We start from the raw sequence: 19,774 nt of genomic DNA, 5'->3' as shown, positions 1-19,774 counted from the left end.
GATCCGCGCCACCCGCGACTCCCCCTACACGCGAGCCCCGGATCGGGTGGCGGCGCCGCCGCCGGGACGCGGGGGGTCGGGGTCGCGGCGGGAGGGACGGTGGGCGTAGGTTTGCGGCGCCCAGCGTGGCTGGTCTTGATCTTTTCCGGTCGGAACCGGACGATCGACCCGAACGCTTCGACACGTGCTCTCAAGGGGTGACGCCAGATGGGGCTGGACAACGTCGCGGTGCACTGGCCGCGGACCGGCCGCTTCTACGATCCGGTCGCACCGGCCGAGTTCGTCGACTTCGGCGAGATCGTCGACCTGCCGCGGATCTCCGCGCCGACGGCGGCCCTCGCCGAACACATCGCCAAGACCGGCACGGTCCGGGCGACCGCGTACACGGAGCTGGTCGACCTGCTGCTCGGGCTGGAGAATGTGCTCTACGCCACGGAGGCCGCCGCCGAGGACGAGGACCCGGTGATCGACCCGGACGGCTGCGCCTGGATCGCCGGCGGGATCGAGCGCTTCGTGGCCGGGCACCGGCCGCACGGGGAGACGGTCACCTTCGACTCGGTCAGCACCGTGCTGCGCGGGCTGCTCGGCGACGGCCGCCTCGCCGAGCAGCAGTTGCGCTGGCTCGACACCCGCCTCGACGCCCTGCGGGACGAAAACGGCGACCCGCCGCAGTGGGACTTCACCTGTGCCGAGCTGGGCGTGCTCGCGGCCTTCTACCGCCGCTGCGCCGACCGGGGCTTCGCCGTCTACGCCGACGCCTGACCCGCCCGGTGCCCGTCGGGCGGCCCGGGGCGTCAGCCGTACGTGTCGCGGGGGCCCCGGCCCCGCACGCGGCGCGGCCCCCGGGACCAGGACGGCGCGGCCGGCCCGTGGATGTGCAGCTTGCGCACCACGTTGTGGCCCACCTCGCTGGCGATCTGCCGCAGCAGGGAGGCGGCGAGCAGCCGCAGCTGGGTCGCCCACGCGGTGGACCGGGCCTCGACGGTCAGCTCGCCGTCCTCCAGCTTGACCGGGCGGCTGTTCTGGGCCACCTCGGGGCCGACGACCCGCTCCCACGCGCCGAACACGGTCGCCTCGGCGGCCGGCTGTTCCCAGCCGCGCGCCTTCATCAGCCGGCCCAGCACGACGCCCAGCGGCTGCGGGTCGCGGGGGTCCGGACCGGGCCCGGAGTAGCCGCGTAGCCGCCGGCCGCCCTCGCCGTCGCCGGAAACGACGCTGCGCCGGCGGGTCTTGGCCGCCGCCTCGCGGCGGGCCCGCGCGGCGTCCAGGACCGCCCGGGCCAGCTCCGGTCCCGCCGGCCCGCCGGCCGCGTCGCCGCCGCCCTCGGCGGCCGGGTCGGCGGGCCGTCCCGCCCCGTCGGCCGCCCGGCCTGCGCTGCCGGCCGCCCGGCCTGCGCCGCGTGCGCCGCCGCCCCGGGCTGCGGCGTCCCGACCGCCCGGCCCGACAGCGGGGGTACGCGGCCCGAGCCGGGCCGGCGGCAGCTCCTGCTCATCCGGCACGGCGCACCTCCCCCTCCCCGACCGAGTAGCGGACGCCGTGCAGGCCGGCCGGCACGTCGTCGTCGACGGCGCAGGTCACCAGCAGTTGGCTCGCCCCGCCGACCAGCCCCGCCAGCCGCTCGCGGCGGCCCGCGTCGAGCTCGGCGAAGACGTCGTCGAGCACCAGCACGGGCTCGATGCCGTCGGAGCGGAGCAGGTCGTATCCGGCCAGTCGCAGGGCCAGGGCGAACGACCAGGACTCGCCGTGGCTTGCGTATCCCTTGGCGGGCAGCGGGCCGAGGGTGAGGGCCAGGTCGTCGCGGTGCGGGCCGACGAGCGTGGTGCCGCGCTCCACCTCGGCGGACCGGGCCTCGGCCAGCGCCGCGAGCAGCGTCTCGGCCAGCGCCGCCCGGTCCGCCACCGGGTCGGCCAGCTCCACCGACGGCCGGTACGCGATCCCCGCCGCGCCCTTGCCGGCGGCGACCGCGTCGTAGGCCTTGGTGACGTGCGGGCCGAGCGCGGCGACGAGTTCCAGCCTGCCGGCGAGCAGTTCGGCACCGTGCCGGGCGAGGTGGGTGTCCCAGACGGCGAGGGTGGACAGGTCGCCGCCGCGCGACCCGCCGGTCTTCCGGGCCAGGTACGCGGTGCGCAGCAGGGCGTTGCGCTGCTTGACGACCCGCTCGTAGTCGGCGCGTACCCCGGCGTACCGGGGTTGGCGGCTGACCAGCAGGTCGTCGAGGTAGCGGCGGCGTTCCCCCGGGTCGCCGCGGACGAGTTCCAGGTCCTCCGGGGCGAACAGCACCAGTCGCAGCGCGCCGAGGACGTCGCGGGCCCGCCGGGCCGGTGAACGGCCCAACCGCGCCCGGTTGGCCTTGCCGGGGACGATCTCCAGCTCGACCAGCAGCTCCCGCCCGTCGTGCGCCACCGCGCAGCGGATCACGGCCGAGGTGGCCCCCAGCCGCACCAGCGGGGCGTCCGTGGCGACCCGGTGCGAGCCCAGGGTCGCCACGTAGCCGAGCGCCTCGACGAGGTTGGTCTTGCCGGTGCCGTTGGCGCCGACCAGGACGTTGGGGCCGGGTTCGAGGTCGACGGCGACCCGCTCGTAGGAGCGGAAGTCGACCAGTTCGAGCCGGCGGACGTACACGGGTGGTGGACGCCGCTCAGCGCTTGTGGACGGCGTGGCCGCCGAACTGCTGGCGCAAGGCGGCGACCGCCTTCATGGCGGGGGAGTCCTCCTGCCGGGAGGTGAACCGGGCGAACAGCGAGGCGGCGATGACGTTCAGCGGCACGGCCAGGCGGATGGCCTCGTCGACCGTCCACCGGCCCTCGCCGGTGTCCTCCGTGTAGCCGCTGAGGTCGGACAGGTCCGGGTCCTCGTCGAGGGCCCGGTCGAGCAGGTCGAGCAGCCAGGACTGGACGACGGTGCCCTCGCGCCAGGACTTGAACACGCCCGGCACGTTGGTGACCAGCTCGGACTTGGTCAGCAGCTCGTAGCCCTCGGCGTAGGCGTGCATGAGGCCGTACTCGATGCCGTTGTGCACCATCTTGGCGTAGTGGCCGGCGCCGACGGGGCCGGCGTGCACGAAGCCGTGCTCGCCGGCCGGCTTGAGCGCCTCGAAGATCGGCATCAGCCGGTGGACGTGCTCCTGCGCGCCGCCGACCATCAGGGCGTAGCCGTTCTCCTTGCCCCAGACCCCGCCGGAGACGCCGACGTCGAGGTATCCGATGCCGCGGGTGGCGAGGCGCTCGGCCCGGGGGGCGTCGTCGCTGAACCGGGAGTTGCCGCCGTCGATGATGAGGTCGCCGTCGCCGAGGTGCTCGGCGACGGCGTCGATGGTGGTGTCGGTGACGCCGGCGGGGACCATCACCCAGACGGCCCGGGGGCCGTCGAGCTTCTCGGCCAGCTCGGCCAGGCTCGTGACGTCGCTGCGGTCGGCGTTGCGGTCGTAGCCGACCACCTCGTGACCGGCGGCGCGCAGCCGCTCGCGCATGTTGCCGCCCATGCGGCCGAGTCCTACGAGGCCGAGCTGCATGTGTTCCTACCTCCGCTGCGTCCGGGTCGGGTGTGCGCGATCAGCGGGAGACGCGGATCGGCATGATGAGGTACCGGTACCCGGGGATGACCTCGCCATCCTCGCCTGCGGGGGAAATCACCGCCGGCTTGAAGGCGTCGACGAACGCGAGCTGCGCGAACTGGGCTCCCAGGTTGGCGAGCCCGTCGATGAGGTACTGCGGATTGAAGCCGATGGTCAGGGGGTCGCCGGTGAAGGTGGCCTCCATGGCCTCGCTGGCCCGAGCCTCCTCGGTGCCGCCCGCCTCCACCACGAGGCCGTCGCTGCTGAAGCTGAGCAGCACGGGGGTGGTGCGCTCGGCGACCAGCGCCACCCGCTTGACGACCTCGATGAGGGTGCTCACGGCGAGGCGGGCCTCGGCGTTGTGGCTGGCGGGGAAGAGCGACCGCACCGGCGGGTAGTTGGCGCCGTCGAGCAGCCGGCTGGTGGTGCGCCGGGTGCCGCCGGAGAAGCCGATCATGCCCTCGCCGGCGGCCCCCTGGGAGAGGGCCATCGTCACGTGGCCGCCGAGCGGGCCGAGGGCCTTGGCGGTGTCGTGCAGGGTGCGCGCCGGCACCAGGGCGTTGACGCTCACGTCCGGGTCGTCCGGGTGCCACTCCATCTCGCGCAGGGCGAGGCGGTAGCGGTCGGTGGCTAGCATGGCCAGGTTGCCACCGGAGAGCTCGATGCGGACGCCGGTCATCATCGGCAGCGTCTCGTCCCGACCGGCGGCGACGGCGACCTGGGCGACGGCGGCGGCGAACGCGGCCGCGTCGACCGTGCCGGTGCTCTCCGGCATCTCGGGCAGGGCGGGATAGTCCTCCACCGGCATGGTGGGCAGGGTGAACCGGGCGCTGCCGCAGACCAGTTCGAGGTGCGCGCCGACCGCGGCGATGTCCACCGGCTTCGCCGGGAGCGCCTTGGTGATCTCGGCGAGCAGCCGGCCGGAGACCAGGGCGGCCCCGTCGGCGTCGCCCTGCACCTCGACGGTCACCTGGCTGGAGACCTCGTAGTCGAAGCCGGAGACCTGCAGGTTGCCGTCGGTCACCCGGAGCATCACGCCGGCCAGGACTGGCACGGACGGCCGGTTGGGCAGGCTCTTCGCGGTCCACGCCACGGCCTCGGCGAGCGCGTCGCGCTCCACTCGGAACTTCATCAATGCCTCCGCGTCGACGTCAGCGACAACTCTCTCATGCCGACCGCTGCCCACCGTCCCGCCCGACTGTGCGGGTTCCCATCGCACCTTAGGGCGCGCGGGCATCGGCTGTGCGCCCGACCCCGTGGATCGGGCCGGTGCCGGAGCGACCGTCTCCGGCCGTTCCGGCCCCATCCACAGGAAGTCCAACGGTGATGATTGGTTTTTGTTCTCTTAGAAGAACAAACTCATCGTCTTCGTAGCACCTGTGCAAACTGTGGAAAACCCGCGTCTGCGCAGGTCAGACACGTTATCCACCGGTGGTTAGCCTGTGGAGAACCCGGGGGGAAACCCGGCCGGTCGTCCACAGGCCCGCCGATCCACCGAGTTGTCCACCGCCGTCCACCGGTTATCCACCGGTTATCCACCGACTTTCTCCCCAGTCCTGTGGACGGGCCGTAACGGTCTTCACGTCGTTGTCCCCAGAACCTTCAACAGGAAGCCCACAGCCCTCCGCCCGCCTGTGGGCGACGGGCGTCGTCGTCCACAGCCGTCCACAGGCGTCCACAGGACCGTCCCCAGGGTTTGTCCACAGCCTGTGGGTAACCGAGGTCGGACCGTGCGTAGTTTTCCACCGCCGGTGGACAACCGCCTGTGGACAGCGTGTGGAAACTGTGGACGGGCATGCGCCGATCCTGGGGCCTGAACCGGGTCGAGGGTCAACACGAGGCGTCCCGGCACGCCTGTGGACGACGGCTCCGGGGGCGGGAAGTGACCGGCGTCACGTCGACCCGGGTGGTCGGGCGCGGGGGTCGACGCCGCCCCGGAATGCGAGAACGCCCGGCCGTGGTCGGCCGGGCGTCGGTCGCCGCTGCGGGCGAGGGCGTGGTGGGCGTACGCCTCAGGTGGTCTGCTTGATCCGGTTGGTCAGCTCGGCGATCTGGTTGTAGAGCGAGCGGCGCTCCGCCATCTGCTGACGGATCTTGCGGTCGGCGTGCATGACGGTCGTGTGGTCCCGACCGCCGAACGCCTGCCCGATCCGGGGCAGCGACAGGTCGGTCAGCTCCCGGCACAGGTACATGGCGACCTGGCGGGCGTTGACCAGCACCCGGGAGCGGGAGTGGCCGCGCAGGTCCTCCAGGCTGACCCCGAAGTAGTCGGCGGTGGAGACCATGATCTGGTCGGCGGTGATCTCGGGGCCGGCGCCGTCGGGGATGAAGTCCCGCAGCACCTCCTCGGCCAGCGACAGCTCGACGGTGGACCGGGTGAGGCTGGCGAACGCGGTGACCCGGATCAGCGCCCCCTCCAGCTCCCGGATCGAGTTCGACACCCGGGACGCGATGAACTCCAGCACGTCCGGCGGCGCGTAGAGCCGCTCCTGGGCCGCCTTCTTCTGCAGGATCGCGATCCGGGTCTCCAGGTCGGGCGGCTGGATGTCGGCCAGCAGCCCCCACTCGAACCGGGTGCGCAGCCGGTCCTCCAGCGTCGCGAGCTGCTTCGGCGAGCGGTCGGAGGTGACGACGATCTGCTTGTTGGCGTTGTGCAGCGTGTTGAAGGTGTGGAAGAACTCCTCCTGGGTCCGCTCGCGGTTCTCCAGGAACTGGATGTCGTCGATCAGCAGGATGTCGACGTCGCGGTAGCGGCGCTGGAACGCGCTCGTCTTGTCGTCGCGGACCGAGTTGATGAAGTCGTTGGTGAACTCCTCGGTCGAGACGTACCGGACCGAGCGGGCGTTGCCGAGCGTCGTGGCGTAGTGGCCGATGGCGTGCAGCAGGTGTGTCTTGCCCAGCCCCGAGCTGCCGTAGATGAACAGCGGGTTGTACGCCTTCGCCGGCGACTCGGCGACCGCGACGGACGCGGCGTGCGCGAACCGGTTGGACGAGCCGATGACGAACGTCTCGAACATGTACTTCGGGTTGAGCCGGTTCCCCCCGGTCTCCGTCCCGCCGGGCAGCCGCCGGTCGTCCCGGCCGCCCGGACGGTGATCCATGCCACTGCGACCCGGTCCGCTGTCGGTGCCGCCGTCGCGCGGCAGCCGCTGGGGCCCCGGCCCGGCGGCCGCCGGGTACCGCACGTCGTAGGGCCGGGCGCCGCCGCCGACGTCGAGCCGGGGCCGCTCCTCGAAGCCGCGGCGGTCGGCGCCGGGCAGCAGCGGTTCGGCGAAGGCGTCGCCGAACAGGGGCTCCTGGGCGTCGCGGGCGGCCGGCACGAGCCCGGGGCGGTGCCCCTCGTCGGCGGGGACCGGCCCCGCCTGCCCGGGCTCCGCGTCTCCGGGCCCGGGATGCCCGGGGGCGTCGCCCTGACCCGGGCGGGGTGGCCGCGCGTGGTCGACGCCCGACTCGTCGTGACCGGGGTGGGCCGGGGCGGGAAAGCCGAGCGCCGGCCCACCCCGGCCCGCGCCGGGCTCGTCGTAGCCCCGGGGGTCGAACGCCGGCGGGGCGGCGAAGCCGACGGACCCGTCGAGGGCGGGCTGTTCGCCCGGACCGGCGTCCGGGGTGCTGCGGTACACGGTGCCGGCGGGGCGGCCCGAGGGGTCCTCGGCGACCCGGACGGTCACCGCCACCTGGATCGGGCGGCCCAGCCGCCGGGTCAGCGCCTCGGTGATGGCCGGGCGCAGCCGGGACTCGATCACGTCGCGGGTGAAGGCGTCGGGCACGGAGAGCAGGGCGGTGTCCTCGACGATCGCGCGGAGCCGGGTGAGCCGCAGGTACGCGCGTTGCTGCGCGGAGATGATCTCGTCGGCGAGTTCGTCCGTGGTCGCCGTCCACACCGCGGCTAGGTCGGTCGTACCGGCCACCGTCGTGCCACCCCCCTCGCTTCTGCTCCCGACCGCCGCGGTGGTCCAGCCGGACGACTCACCGGCCGTCGTCCACAAGTTATCCACAGCCTGTGTGTACTGACCGATTGTGGCCCCCCGCCCGAAGCGGGTGGGACCTGCCCCCTGTCTGAACGGGCGCTGAAGCGGGTTTCACCGTGCCGAACGATTCACTGCCTGGTCGGGTCTTGCCCGAGTCCGGTCCTGCTCGACGACGACCGTCTCGCCCGACGACGGGAACGGGGCGACGACGCCGACCGCAAACGCGCACGCTAACAGCGCGGGGCCGGGGCCATCAACCGTCGACGCGGTGGCGCCCTTGGCGACATCAGTGAAAAGCAGCGCTTCGGTCGTGGTCAGGGGCGTTGCGGGATGTTTGACGCTCACTACCCCGCTGCGTAGGCTGGAACGGCTGCTCTGCCGCCCTCTGCTAGGGTGGTGCGTGCTTGCTGTCCGCGGTCGCCTGCCCCGCATCGTCGAGGTCCCGCGCCGCCGGGCAGCACCGATCGGGGGCCACCGCCGAGGTGGCCTGGACCACCACACGACCCCGGCGGTCCTGCGCCCGGGGCGTACGAAAACGGAGAGCCTGACGTGAGCAAGCGCACCTACCAGCCGAACAACCGCCGGCGCGCGAAGACCCACGGCTTCCGGCTGCGCATGCGCACCCGGGCCGGCCGCGCCATCATCTCGACCCGTCGCTCCAAGGGCCGCACCCGCCTGTCGGCCTGAGGCCGACCGAGGCCGGTCCGGGGGACGTGGGCAGTCGTGCTGGCCGCCGCGCAACGACTGCGGCGCAGCAGTGACTTCGCCGCAGCGGTCCGGGCTGGTCGCCGGGCGGGCCGTGGCGTGCTCGTCGTCCACCTGACCCTGCCCGGCACATCGGGGACACCGACGGACGTCTCGCCGGAGCCGGCGCGGACCACCGCTGCGGAGCACACCGCCGCAGCGACCCGCGCCGGCTTCGTCGTGTCCAAGGCCGTCGGCCCGGCCGTGGTCCGTAACGCGGTCCGGCGTCGGTTGCGGCACCTGGTCCGCGAGCGGCTCGCGGCCCTGCCCGAGGGCAGCACCCTGGTCGTACGGGCACTCCCGGCCGCGGCCGAGGCCTCCTACCCCCGGCTCGGGGCCGACCTCGACGCGGCGATCGCCGCAGCCCGCGCCCCCCGAGGGCGGCGGCCCCGATGAGCAGCGATTCCACCGCTTCGCGGCCGACGGGCTTGGGTGCCCGGGTGCTGACCGGCCCCATCGTCGCGTACCGTCGTTGGATAAGCCCGGCGCTGCCGGCCCGCTGTCGGTTCTACCCGTCGTGCAGTGCGTACGCCCTTGAGGCCGTGGCCCGGCACGGCGCGATCCGGGGGGTCGGCCTGACGGTCCGACGGTTGTTGCGCTGCCACCCCTTTCACCCTGGTGGACACGACCCGGTGCCCGAGCCGGGCGGTCGCCGCCGTGCCGAAGTGACTGGAGCCTGAGAATTGTTCAGTCTGGACTGGATCTACTACGCGATCTCGTGGATCCTGCTGACCTGGCACTCGGCCTGGGACGCCATCGGAGTGCCGGTCGACGCGGTGATCGGGACGAACTGGGCCTGGATCCTGGCCATCGTCTTCCTGGTGGTCACCGTCCGGGTGATCCTGTTCCCGGTCTTCGTCAAGCAGATCAAGTCCCAGCGGGCCATGCAGGCGCTCCAGCCCAAGGTGAAGGAGCTCCAGGAGAAGCACAAGGGTGACCGGGAGACGCTCCAGAAGGAGATGATGGAGCTCTACCGGAAGGAAAAGGCCAACCCGCTCATGGGCTGCCTTCCGATGTTCCTCCAGATCCCGGTCTTCCTCGGCCTCTTCCACGTGCTGCGCCGCCTCGACCCCGCCAAGGTCAACAAGACGCTCTACGGCTGGACGGTCGAGCAGTTCGACAGCGCCTCCAGCGCCAAGCTCTTCACCGCGCCGATCGCCGGCAAGTTCGGCTCGACGGCCGACGAGCTGGCCCGCCTCGGGGCCAACGGCACCACCGTGAAGGTGATCGCCGGCATCCTGGTCCTGGTGATGATGGGCACCACCTACCTCACCAGCCGCCAGATGATCCTCAAGACCGGCTGGGCGGAGGACCCGCAGCAGAAGATGGTGCAGCGTCTGATGCTCTACGGCATCCCGCTGTCGCTGCTCGTCTCCGGCGCGATCTTCCCGATCGGTGTGATCATCTACTGGGTCACGAACAACCTCTTCACCCTCGGCCAGCAGCAGTGGGTGCTGCGCAAGTACCCGCCGCCGCCCACCCCGGGCCGCACCGGCGTCAAGTCCACCAGCCCGGTCCAGCCGGCCAAGACCGCCGGCCTGTTCGGTCGCAAGGCCGCCCCCGCCCCGGTCAAGCAGGCCCCGGCGACGCCGAAGGTCGCCGGCCCGAAGCCGGGCGCCAAGCCGGTCAACCCGAAGAAGAGCGGCCCGGCCAAGCGCCAGGGCTGACGCCTCCCCCGTCCGCGCCGGCCGCCCGGCGCGGACGGGACCGGGCCCTGGCCGCCGTCCGTGGGGCAGCGCCGGGCCCGACCCACCGCGCGCAGCGCGGCCGCGGGCGACAGCCGCCCGTACAGACGTGCCCGTGGGCACCGGCGACCTCCCGCCGGCCCCGGGGAACCAGCGGACCCGACGGTCCGGCCGAGCGAGTACGGAGATGAGACCGTGACCGAGACCAGCATCCCCAGCGCTGACAAGTCAGTGGACGAGGAGAGCGCGCCGATCGAGGCCACCGACGACACCGAGGAGGAGGCCGAGACCGGGGCCGCCCCCCGGGAGAAGAAGGCGCCGGCCGAGAGCGAGCTGTTCCGGCAGAGCGAGATCGCCGCCGACTACGTCGAGGGGCTGCTCGACATCCTCGACTACGACGGGGACATCGACGAGCTGGTGTCCGGTGGGCGTCCGGTGGTCGAGGTCGTCGGCGGCCGGTTGCAGAACCTGGTCGGGCAGCGCGGGGCCACCCTGGAGGCGCTCCAGGAGCTGGCCCGGCTGGCGGTGTTCCGGCAGACCGGGACCCCGAGCCGGCTGCTGCTCGACGTCGGCGGATACCGCGCCACCCGGCGCAAGGAGCTCGCCGCCGTCGCCAAGAACGCGGTGGAGAAGGTCAAGGAGTACGGGGAGCCGGTGCGGCTCGAACCGATGTCCGCCTTCGAGCGTAAGTGCGTCCACGACGTCGTCAACGCGATGAGCGGCGTGGAGAGCGAGTCCGAGGGCGTCGAGCCGAACCGTCGCATCGTCGTCCGGCCCGCGGACTGACCGGGTGACCCACGACGACACCACGGCTGACACCGTGTCCGGCCCGGGCGGCACGCCGCCCGGGCCGTCGCCTGCCCGGCCCGGGTCGGCCGACGAGGTGCCCCGCGCCGAGGCCGCGCCGTCCGGCGTGACCGCACCGGTCCCTGGGGACGATTCGCCCCACCCGACCGGAGAGGCACCGGATCCGGCAGCCGCGACGCTGCCGCCGGAGCTGGCGGAAGCCGCCCGTGTCCTCTTCGGCGACCGGCTCGACCTCGCCGCCGCGTACGCGGAGGTGCTCGCCACCGACGGGGTGGTCCGCGGCCTGATCGGGCCCCGGGAGGCGCCACGGATCTGGGACCGGCACCTGCTCAACTGCGCCGCGGTGGCGGAACGGATCCCGCCGGACGCGTCGGTGCTCGACGTCGGCTCGGGTGCGGGCCTGCCCGGGCTGGTGTTGGCCATCGCGCGGCCCGACCTGACGGTCACCCTGGTCGAGCCGCTGGCCCGCCGCACCTCGTTCCTCGTCGAGGTGGTCGAGGAGTTGGGGCTGGCGAAGACGGTCCGCGTCTTCCGGGGGCGGGCCGAGGAGGCGGCGACCGGCTCCACCGGGGTCGGTCCCTTCAGCGCGGACGTCGTGACCGCCCGCGCCGTCGCCCCGCTCGACCGCCTCGCCGCGTGGTGCCTGCCGCTGACCGTGCGCGGGGGGCGGCTGGTGGCCATGAAGGGCATGTCCGCCGCCGAGGAGATCGCGGAACACGCCGAGGCCGTCGCGAAGCTGGGCGGCGGCGAGCCGAGCGTGCAGCTCTGCGGGGTCGGCGTGATCGAGCCGCCGGCGACGGTGGTGGAGATCGTGCGTGAGCGGGTGGTGAACCAGCCCCGCGTCAAGTCGGCGGCGAAGCGTTCGCGCGGCGGGCGTCGCCGGGGCCGCTGAGCCCGCTTCCTCCCCTCGGTCGGCTTCCCACCGCAGCTCGGGTCGTTGATCCGGGTGCGGATACGCGCGGCCGGGAAAACCCGGCGTGGACCGGCCGCGCCCGTCCGCCGTAGGCTGACCGCGCGTCGATAGTGTGGAGCGGACGCCATCTGGCCGCCAGGGGGTCCCGGCCGCTCCCGCCGGGCCGTAGGCTCCGTGATGCGAATGAGCGTGGCCAAGACGACGGGGTGCGGACCGACCATCCGGAGCGGGTAGGGATGACAGGTGCATGACGACGGCAGGTACGACGATCCACGGGTGAACGGGCGCGGAGAACGGTCCGCAGTTGGCCCTGTTTCACGTGAAACAGGCGCGCCTGGCTGGCCCGGTGACCCGTACGGGGCTGCGGCATATCCGCACGGCAGCGACCCCGTTCCCCGCGTCGACGCCCCGCCAGCCGGCCCCGGCGCGGGAGGCGGTGCCGCCTCGCAGGCGGAGGCGACCGGGACGGTCTACGGCAGGGCCGATCAACCCGGCGACGCTCCGGAGGCCGACCGTCCCGATCCCGGGTTCTCCGCTCACGTCGGGTCGACACCCCGGCCCGCCGCCGTCCTGCCCCAACAGTCCGCACCGCACGTGGTGCCCGGCGCGACCCCGAGGGCCGCCGTTCCAGTCGACACGCCGGCGTCGCCGGGCGGAGCCTATGGCGCCGAACCGGCCGATGCCGCGTACGTTTCACGTGAAACCCCGACGCGCGAAGAGGATGACCCACCGTTGGCTATGGAGGCAATGCGCGCCGTGCAGATCCTTAATCCGAGTGGCGAGGTGACCATGCCGCGTCCGGAGCGGACCCGGGTGATGTGCGTCGCCAACCAGAAGGGCGGCGTGGGGAAGACCACGACCACGGTGAACCTGGCGGTGGCGCTCGCCCTGCACGGCAACCGGGTCCTCGTGGTCGACCTCGACCCGCAGGGCAACGCGTCGACCGGGCTGAACGTCCCGCACCACACCGGGGTACCGGACGTCTACGACTGCCTGATCAACAGCGTTCCCCTGGAGGAGGTGGCCCAGGGCGTCGAGGGCATCCCCAACCTGTGGTGCGTGCCGGCCACGATCGACCTGGCGGGCGCGGAGATCGAGCTGGTGTCGGTCGTCGCCCGTGAGTCGCGGCTGTCCCGGGCGATCGAGGCGTACCCCGGCCACTTCGACTACGTCTTCATCGACTGCCCGCCCTCGCTGGGCCTGCTCACCGTCAACGCGCTGGTGGCCGCGCAGGAGGTGCTCATCCCCATCCAGTGCGAGTACTACGCGCTGGAAGGGCTGAACCAGCTGATCAACAACATCAACCTGGTCCGGAAGCACCTCAACCCCAGGCTCGACGTCTCCACCATCCTGCTCACCATGTACGACCGGCGGACGCGGCTGGCCGACGCGGTGGAGCAGGACGTCCGGAACCACTTCGGCGACAAGGTCCTCCAGGCGGTGATTCCCCGCAACGTCAGGGTCTCCGAGGCACCGAGCTACGGCCAGTCGGTCATGACCTACGATCCCGGATCACGGGGGGCGACGAGTTACTTCGAAGCCGCCCAGGAGATCGCCGAGCGTGGGGTCAAGGAGCCGGTGAGCCGGAATGCGTAGTGGTGCGGACAAGTCGCTGGGAGGCATCGTATGAAGAACCGTCCTCGGGGCGGTCTGGGTCGAGGGCTCGGGGCACTGATCCCCACCGGCCCGGTCCAGCCCGTCGAGACGACGACGGCGATGCCCGAAGACGACGAGGCATTCGTCCCGGCCTCGGCACCGGCCCCGGTGATGACGCCGGCCGACGTCGAAGTCGCCGCGGCCATGCCGCTGTCCGAGCCGCAACTCAGCCCGGTGCCCGGTGCCCGATTCGCCGAGGTGCCGGTCGACGCGATCGTCCCTAACCCGAAGCAACCCCGCCAGGTCTTCGACGAGGACGCCCTGGAGGAGCTGAAGACCTCCATCCAGGAGGTCGGCTTCCTCCAGCCGATCGTGGTGCGGGCCCTGGACGGCGAGAAATACGAGCTCGTCATGGGCGAGCGCCGGTGGCGGGCCGCGCAGGCGGTCGGTCGGGAGAACATTCCCGCCATCGTCCGGGACACCCGTGACGACGCCATGCTCCGGGACGCGCTGCTGGAGAACATCCACCGGGCCAACCTCAACCCGCTGGAGGAGGCCGCCGCATACCAGCAACTGCTGGAGGAGTTCGGCGCGACCCACGAGGAACTGGCCCGCCGGATCGGCCGGAGCCGCCCGCAGATCTCCAACACCATCCGGCTGCTGAACCTGCCCGCGCAGGTGCAGCGGCGCGTCGCCGCCGGGCTGCTCTCCGCTGGCCACGCCCGCGCGCTGCTGAGCCTGGACGAGGCGCAGGCACAGGAGCAACTCGCGGCGCGCATCGTCGCCGAAGGGCTCTCCGTCCGCTCGACCGAGGAGATCGTCGCGCTGGCCCTGGCGGACGGGCCGGCGAAGGCCCCGGCCGCGAAGCGGCGGACCACGGCGCACGCCCCGGCCCTCACGGACCTCGCGGACCGGCTCTCCGACCGGTTCGACACCCGGGTGAAGGTGGACATCGGCCGGAGCAAGGGCAAGATCACCATCGAGTTCGCCACGGTCGACGACCTGGAGCGAATCGTCGGCATCATCGGGGTCGGCCAGGAGGAGGAGACCCCCGAGGACTGAGCCGCCCCTGCCCGCCCCGTCGGCCGCGCCGTCCCACCCGGGACGACGCGGCCGACGCGTCTCGGGCGACTGCGCCGGGCAGGGCTGCCGTCGGGGCGGGCGGACCGCCGGGCCGCGCTGCCCAGGCCGCGCTGCGGGACACCGCCGCGACGAGCGCGTAGGCGGCGGTGCGGAACGCCCCGGCCGTCCTGCGGAGCGACGCCTCCCGGCGGGGCGTCCCCCGCATCGGCGGGTGCCAGGCGACCCGGGCATCTTGCTGGGGCGGTGAAGGGCCCGCCCACCCTCGCCCCGGCCCTTCCTCCGGTGCGGCGAGGTCCGCGCGTCGCGGTTGCCGGCGCGTTCCACGTGAAACCTTCCGGCCGTCGGCGGGCGGGCTCGGTCCCACGATGCCAGGAGACGAGACAGGCCCGGCCGGCGATCGGCTCCGGCTCATGGGGTACGGCCCCAGCGTTGGCGACGGTCGTTGGCGATAGGCGAGCCGGTGCGCCGCTCGGCCGGCCCTGGATCGGCCTGTCGGCGACATGGGGGTGTCCCGAGGCCCCGGACACCGCAACGTCGCCGAGAGGACGGCGGGCCGCCGGACGACCCCGGACGCCACCCGCAGCGCGCTCGCCCAGCCCGCACCGGACGCCACCCGCGGCGCCGCTCCGCCGGGTCCCGGAGCCAGGCACCGGGTCCGGGCCGGCCCGGGGTCGGACACCGCCTCCCGGACGCGGTGTCCCGGCTCTGCCCCGCCGGTGGACTCCGAATGGCCGCCCAGCCAGCGCGCGCACCCGTTTGCCTCGGTCCTGCCGCCCGCTGGTTCCACGTGAAACGGGCCTCTGCCGCTCCGGGGACTCGGTGCCGCAGGTGGGGCCTACGGTCGCCGCAGGCGCAAGGAGAACGTCGACGGTGGTGATCCGTGACGGCGCCTGGCTCCGGGCCCCCTCTGCTCGGGTGAGCCGTCCGACTCGTCCAGCGCCGGAAGGCGACGCAGGGGCGGCGACCCCGGCCGTACGGGGCGAAGCGCCGCCTCCGTTTCACGTGGAACCGAGAGCCGGAAGACCTCACCGTCGAGATCGCCGACGCGCAGCACGCCAGACCCAGGGTCGCGCCCCGAGGTCGGCTCCGGCAGCGCTGTCCGCCCACCGGAGTCCACGGGTCCGGACGCATCCGATGCGCAGGCACACAGGCGGCCGGGGGCGCAGGGCCCAGAGCAGCGCGATGCCGCGGGGCCGGAGGGCGGAGGGCAGCGCACAGGGGTGGGCCAAGGCCGGCACCCGTGAGGCGGCAGACCCCAGACGGTCGTCACGCCGTCGTGGGCTGCGTCCCCACCCCGGGGCACCCGGCTGGTCGGTTCGGACCCGCACGGCCCTCTCAGCCGGCTGGCCCGATCTCTCCCATACGATCGCGCCGCGCCGGGTCGTTCGCCGCCGCACCCACGGCGCTCTCTCCGCCCGCCCAGCGGTCCCCGGCGGGCCCGCCGTACCCGACGACGCCGTACCCGACGATGACGAGTTCCCACTGACCCGACGACCACTGAAGGAAGGTCGAGCACCCAGATCGGGCACCGGCGCCGTCGCCTGGCACCTGTTCGGCCGGACGCCCACGGAGAGCCGGGGCCGTCAACACCGCCGGACGACCGGCCGGCTCTCCGTGGCGTCCGGCGCGTCGGCCGGCGCAGCAGACGCGGCCCGGCACCCCTGCGGCGGCGAAAGGACGGCGTCGTCCGGCCCGGAAGACGGCGGCGATCGGGATCATGTTCGGGCGCTCAGGCAGCGACCCACAGGCCACCGGCTCGTTAGGAACGAGGGAGACAAGAGGCTGTGCACAACTCTCGCCGAACGGCGTGGAGTTATCCACAGCGGTTTTCCACAGCCCCACCCCGTTTCACGTGAAACCCCGCGTGAAACGCGTTGTCAGCCTGTGGACGACGGGTAGTGGCGACCGCCTCGGCGGCCTGTGGATAACGTGTGGACAACGGTGGGGGACACGCCCGGGACGGACCTGCGCGGGGCCGCGGCGGCTGCCTCGCCCGCCGGTTGCCACCGGGTCCGACGAGGGGCCGGGCCGCCCCTGGACGCTGGACGAATCAGGTAGGGACAGGGCCCGTCTGCTCGGTTAGGGTCAGCGTCGTGCACGACACCCCTCCCGCAGTCCCCGACTTCACCTCCTGGCCCTCCTTCCCCTTCGAGGGCGACCTTCGGGTCAAGCACCTTGACGACCCCGTCCCGGTGGAACCTCCGCGCAAGGGCGAGGGGAACCGGGAGTGCACGGCCTGCGCCGCGCCCGACGACGCGTACATCTGGGTCGGCGAGCGGTGGCGTGTCCGCGCCATGGACCGGCCCACCGGGCTGCCGATGGTGCTGATTCTGGAGTCCCGCTCCCACCTGGACCTGGGCGACCTGCCCAATCTGCTCGCCGCCGAGCTGGGCGTGATGACGGTGCGGCTGGAGAAGGCCATCCGCTCGCTCGACGGCGTCGCCCGCGTCCACGTGAACCGGTGGGGCGACGGCTCGGCCCACCTGCACCTGTGGTTCCTTGCCCGGCCGTACGGGCGGCTCCAGTTGCGGGGCACGTTCCTGTCGCTGTGGGACTCCATCCTCCCGCCCATCTCCGAGCAGCAGTGGCGGGAGAACCTGGCCATGGTGGCCGCCTGGCTGGCGGAGTTCGGTGGCCGGCCGCTGGCCGAGCCGCCGCGCATCCAGTGGCAGGCGCCGTCGAGCATCGGCACCCAGGCGTCCCCCGACCCGGTGGGCGAGGACGACGGCGTCGGCGTGATCGAGGCCGCCGAGGAGATCCCGGAGCCGGTGGACGGACCGACCGACGCCGCCCGGTAGCCCGGAGACAGCAGGGGCGGGCGGCGTCGGAGGCGGAGACCGGTCAGCCGCGCCGGGCGGCGGCCCGGGTGACCAGGGAGCCGATCAACCGGCCGAAGTCCAGCCCGGCGGCCTGGACGGCGAGCGGCAGCAGCGACGTCTCCGTCATGCCCGGCGAGACGTTGACCTCCAGCACGTGCGGCCGGCCCTCGGTGTCCACGATCAGGTCGACCCGGGACAGGTCGCGCAGTCCCAGCGCCGTGTGGGCCGCCACGGCCACCTGGGCCACGGTGGCGGCGACCTCCGGGTCGAGCCGCGCGGGGGTGTGCCAGGTGGTCCGGCCCGCGGTGTACCGGGCGGCATAGTCGTACACGCCGTTGCGGGGGACGATCTCCACAGCGGGCAGCGCCTGCGGGCCCTCCCCGAGGTCGACCACCGACACCGCCACGTCCATGCCGGAGACGTACCGCTCGACCAGCGCCGTCGAGTCGTACGCGAAACAACCGACCATCGCAGCCGGCAGCGCCGCGGCGTCCCGGACCACGGCGGCGCCCAGGCCGGAACCGCCCTGCGCCGGCTTCACCATCAGCGGCAGCCCGAGGCGGTCGACGATGCGGTCCAGCACCGCCACCGCGCCCAGCTCGGAGAAGCGGTCGTGCGGCAGGGCCACCCAGTCCGGGGTGGGCAGGCCGGCCTCGCGGAGCACCGCCTTCGCCGACGGCTTGTCCCAGGCGACGCGGGACGCCCGGGCGTCGCAGCCGACGTACGGGACGTCGCACAGGTCGAGCACGCCGCGCAGCGAACCGTCCTCGCCGGTCGCGCCGTGCAGCGCGATCACCACGGCGTCCGGCGGGTCGGCGACCAGGGCCGGCAGCAGGGCCACGTCGGCGTCCCGCAGCTCCGCCTCCACCCCGACGGCGCGGAGCGCGTCCAGCACCCGGCGACCGGAACGGAGCGAGACGTCCCGCTCGTAGGAGAGTCCACCGGCGAGCACCAGAACGTGCAGGTCGGTGGTGCTGGCGGGGTCGGTCACGGTGATTCGCTCGGCAGGGATCGCAGCCATGCCGGAATCATGCCAAGTCGGGTCCCGGGGTGTCCGCGCCGGCCTGCCCCCGCCGCGAACCGGGACGACCGACGGTGTTCCCGAAGACCCGGCGCATCGCGATCTCCTGCTCCATCACGCCGGCCAGCCGGCGCACCCCCTCCCGGATCCGCTCGGGCGTGGGGAAGGAGTAGTTGAGCCGCATGTTGCCGGTGCCGGTGCCGTCGGCGTAGAAGCCGGTGCCCGGCACGTACGCGACCCGGGCCGCGATCGAGCGCGGCACCATCGCCTTGGCGTCCAGGCCGTCGGGCAGGCTCGCCCAGACGAAGAGGCCGCCGGTGGGCCTGGTCCAGGTGGTGCCCGCCGGCATCAGGTCCTCCAGCGCGGTCAGCAGGGCGTCGCGGCGCTCCCGGTAGACCTCCCGGTATGCCTTGAGCTGCTCGCGCCACGGCATCGTCCGCAGGTAGGTCGAGACGGCGGCCTGGGCGAACCCGCTGGGGCAGAGGATGTTGGCCTCGCTGGCGATGACCAGCTTGTCGCGGACCGCGTGCGGGGCCAGGATCCAGCCGACCCGCAGCCCCGGGGCGAACGTCTTGGAGAAGGTGCTGAGGTAGAAGACGCCGTCGCGCCGCCGGGCCCGCAGCGGCAGCGGCGCGTCACCCTCGAAACCGAGCTGCCCGTACGGGTCGTCCTCGATCACCAGCAGGCCCGCGCGCTCGCAGATGTCGAGGACCCGTTCGCGTCGTTCCTCGCTGAGCGTCACGCCCATCGGGTTCTGGTAGGTCGGGATGGTGTAGAGGAACTTCACCCGTCGCCCGGCCCGGGCCAGCTCGGCGACCGCCGTCTCCAGCGCCTCCGGGATCAGCCCGTCGTCGTCCATCGGCACGTGCACGACCTGGGCCTGGGCGGCCTGGAACACCCCGAGCGCGCCGACGTAGGTCGGCCCCTCGGCGAGCACCACGTCACCCGGGTCCAGGAAGAGGCGGGCCACCAGGTCGAGCGCCTGCTGCCCGCCGACGGTCACCACCACGTCCTCGGGGGAGGCCCCGCACGACGCGTCGATGCCGGAGAGGGCCATCACCTCGCAGATCCGCTCGCGCAGCTCCAGGGAGCCCTGCCCGATGCCGTACTGGAGGGTGGTGACGCCGTGCTCGGAGCCGAGCCGGCCGAGCATCTCGCCCACCGCGTCCAGCGGCAGCGCGGCGATGTACGGCGCGCCGCCGGCGAGGGAGACCACCTCGGGCCGGCTTGCCACCGCGAACAGCGCGCGGATCTCCGAGGCGGTCATGCCCCGGACGCGCCGGGCGTACCGGTCGGTGTAGTCGTCGAGCGTCGTGCCGGTCATGACATCACCTCGATCGCGTGTCGGGCGGCTCCCGCCCCCCGGGGGTACCCGGGACACCGCAGACCATGGCGGCACGGGACGCAGACCACCGATGGTAGTCCCTCCCCGCCCGGACGGGCCGATCCATTTACCGGCCGTCCACATCCCGGACCGGCCGCGCGGCGGAGCGGCAGGCCCGGATGGGCGGTGCGGGGTGTTTCGCGCATCCCCTCCCATACCGTCGTCCGGCGGCGTACGATCGCTCGTCGGAGGTACCGAAGG

The 19,774-nt window shown here is 73.3% G+C and carries 17 protein-coding genes and 1 pseudogene; 10 read left to right on the top strand and 8 right to left on the bottom strand.

Features of this window, described 5'->3' with window-relative positions; all coding sequences use genetic code 11:
- Window positions 1-207 precede the first annotated feature (207 nt).
- Window positions 208-762: a hypothetical protein gene (locus O7628_RS12350; protein ID WP_074478268.1), complete on the top strand. Its 555-nt coding sequence runs from the start codon at window positions 208-210 to the stop codon at window positions 760-762.
- 32 nt (window positions 763-794) lie between these two features.
- On the opposite strand, the gene O7628_RS12345 is transcribed toward O7628_RS12350, so the two are convergent.
- The 6 genes from O7628_RS12345 to O7628_RS12320 form a co-directional block, all read right to left on the bottom strand.
- Complete coding sequence (locus tag O7628_RS12345) at window positions 795-1,499, bottom strand: DciA family protein (RefSeq protein ID WP_278130475.1); 705 nt, start codon at window positions 1,497-1,499, stop codon at window positions 795-797.
- Window positions 1,489-2,622, bottom strand: a complete 1,134-nt coding sequence (gene recF / locus O7628_RS12340; RefSeq protein ID WP_278130473.1) for a DNA replication/repair protein RecF — start codon at window positions 2,620-2,622, stop codon at window positions 1,489-1,491. The genes O7628_RS12345 and recF overlap by 11 nt, the downstream gene beginning before the upstream one ends.
- Before the next feature lie 16 nt (window positions 2,623-2,638).
- On the bottom strand, window positions 2,639-3,511 hold the full coding sequence (gnd, locus tag O7628_RS12335; RefSeq protein ID WP_074478264.1) for a phosphogluconate dehydrogenase (NAD(+)-dependent, decarboxylating): 873 nt from the start codon (window positions 3,509-3,511) through the stop codon (window positions 2,639-2,641).
- A gap of 40 nt (window positions 3,512-3,551) precedes the next feature.
- On the bottom strand, window positions 3,552-4,685 hold the full coding sequence (gene dnaN / locus O7628_RS12330) for a DNA polymerase III subunit beta (RefSeq protein WP_074478262.1): 1,134 nt from the start codon (window positions 4,683-4,685) through the stop codon (window positions 3,552-3,554).
- An 880-nt stretch (window positions 4,686-5,565) separates the two neighbouring features.
- Entirely contained in the window at window positions 5,566-7,461 is a 1,896-nt protein-coding gene (gene dnaA, locus O7628_RS12325) for a chromosomal replication initiator protein DnaA (RefSeq protein WP_278130470.1), read from the bottom strand.
- A gap of 171 nt (window positions 7,462-7,632) precedes the next feature.
- On the bottom strand, window positions 7,633-7,866 hold the full coding sequence (locus O7628_RS12320) for a hypothetical protein (RefSeq protein WP_141724021.1): 234 nt from the start codon (window positions 7,864-7,866) through the stop codon (window positions 7,633-7,635).
- A 204-nt stretch (window positions 7,867-8,070) separates the two neighbouring features.
- Here O7628_RS12320 and rpmH point away from each other — a divergent pair, with 204 nt between their 5' ends.
- The 9 genes and pseudogenes from rpmH to O7628_RS12275 form a co-directional block, all read left to right on the top strand.
- The gene (gene rpmH / locus O7628_RS12315; protein ID WP_117668129.1) at window positions 8,071-8,208 is read left to right on the top strand and encodes a 50S ribosomal protein L34; all 138 of its coding nucleotides are present in this window, start codon (window positions 8,071-8,073) and stop codon (window positions 8,206-8,208) included.
- A gap of 36 nt (window positions 8,209-8,244) precedes the next feature.
- A complete protein-coding gene (gene rnpA / locus O7628_RS12310; RefSeq protein ID WP_074478256.1) occupies window positions 8,245-8,661 on the top strand; it encodes a ribonuclease P protein component in 417 nt (138 codons plus the stop codon).
- The gene (gene yidD, locus O7628_RS12305) at window positions 8,658-8,945 is read left to right on the top strand and encodes a membrane protein insertion efficiency factor YidD (protein WP_074478254.1); all 288 of its coding nucleotides are present in this window, start codon (window positions 8,658-8,660) and stop codon (window positions 8,943-8,945) included. The genes rnpA and yidD overlap by 4 nt, the downstream gene beginning before the upstream one ends.
- Window positions 8,946-8,948: 3 nt before the next feature.
- A complete protein-coding gene (gene yidC, locus O7628_RS12300; RefSeq protein ID WP_074478252.1) occupies window positions 8,949-9,932 on the top strand; it encodes a membrane protein insertase YidC in 984 nt (327 codons plus the stop codon).
- 213 nt (window positions 9,933-10,145) lie between these two features.
- A complete protein-coding gene (locus O7628_RS12295; protein WP_178066987.1) occupies window positions 10,146-10,736 on the top strand; it encodes a R3H domain-containing nucleic acid-binding protein in 591 nt (196 codons plus the stop codon).
- A 199-nt stretch (window positions 10,737-10,935) separates the two neighbouring features.
- The gene (rsmG, locus tag O7628_RS12290) at window positions 10,936-11,649 is read left to right on the top strand and encodes a 16S rRNA (guanine(527)-N(7))-methyltransferase RsmG (protein ID WP_278136292.1); all 714 of its coding nucleotides are present in this window, start codon (window positions 10,936-10,938) and stop codon (window positions 11,647-11,649) included.
- Window positions 11,650-11,913: 264 nt separating this feature from the next.
- On the top strand, window positions 11,914-13,266 hold the full coding sequence (locus O7628_RS12285; RefSeq protein ID WP_278130460.1) for an AAA family ATPase: 1,353 nt from the start codon (window positions 11,914-11,916) through the stop codon (window positions 13,264-13,266).
- Between the two features lie 30 nt (window positions 13,267-13,296).
- A complete protein-coding gene (locus O7628_RS12280; RefSeq protein ID WP_278130459.1) occupies window positions 13,297-14,328 on the top strand; it encodes a ParB/RepB/Spo0J family partition protein in 1,032 nt (343 codons plus the stop codon).
- Between the two features lie 2,114 nt (window positions 14,329-16,442).
- Window positions 16,443-17,039: pseudogene (locus tag O7628_RS12275) on the top strand (hypothetical protein); the annotation flags it as partial.
- Window positions 17,040-17,190: 151 nt separating this feature from the next.
- Here the strand turns inward: O7628_RS12275 and O7628_RS12270 are convergent.
- Together O7628_RS12270 and O7628_RS12265 are read right to left on the bottom strand one after the other, a co-directional pair.
- Window positions 17,191-18,189, bottom strand: a complete 999-nt coding sequence (locus O7628_RS12270; RefSeq protein WP_278130457.1) for a D-alanine--D-alanine ligase — start codon at window positions 18,187-18,189, stop codon at window positions 17,191-17,193.
- 7 nt (window positions 18,190-18,196) lie between these two features.
- Entirely contained in the window at window positions 18,197-19,513 is a 1,317-nt protein-coding gene (locus O7628_RS12265; protein WP_074478244.1) for a PLP-dependent aminotransferase family protein, read from the bottom strand.
- Window positions 19,514-19,774 lie beyond the last annotated feature (261 nt).

The sequence above is a fragment of the Micromonospora sp. WMMD956 genome, assembly GCF_029626125.1.
In the GTDB taxonomy this organism is placed as follows: domain Bacteria; phylum Actinomycetota; class Actinomycetes; order Mycobacteriales; family Micromonosporaceae; genus Micromonospora; species Micromonospora carbonacea.
This window is presented reverse-complemented; position numbering and strand designations above follow the sequence as displayed.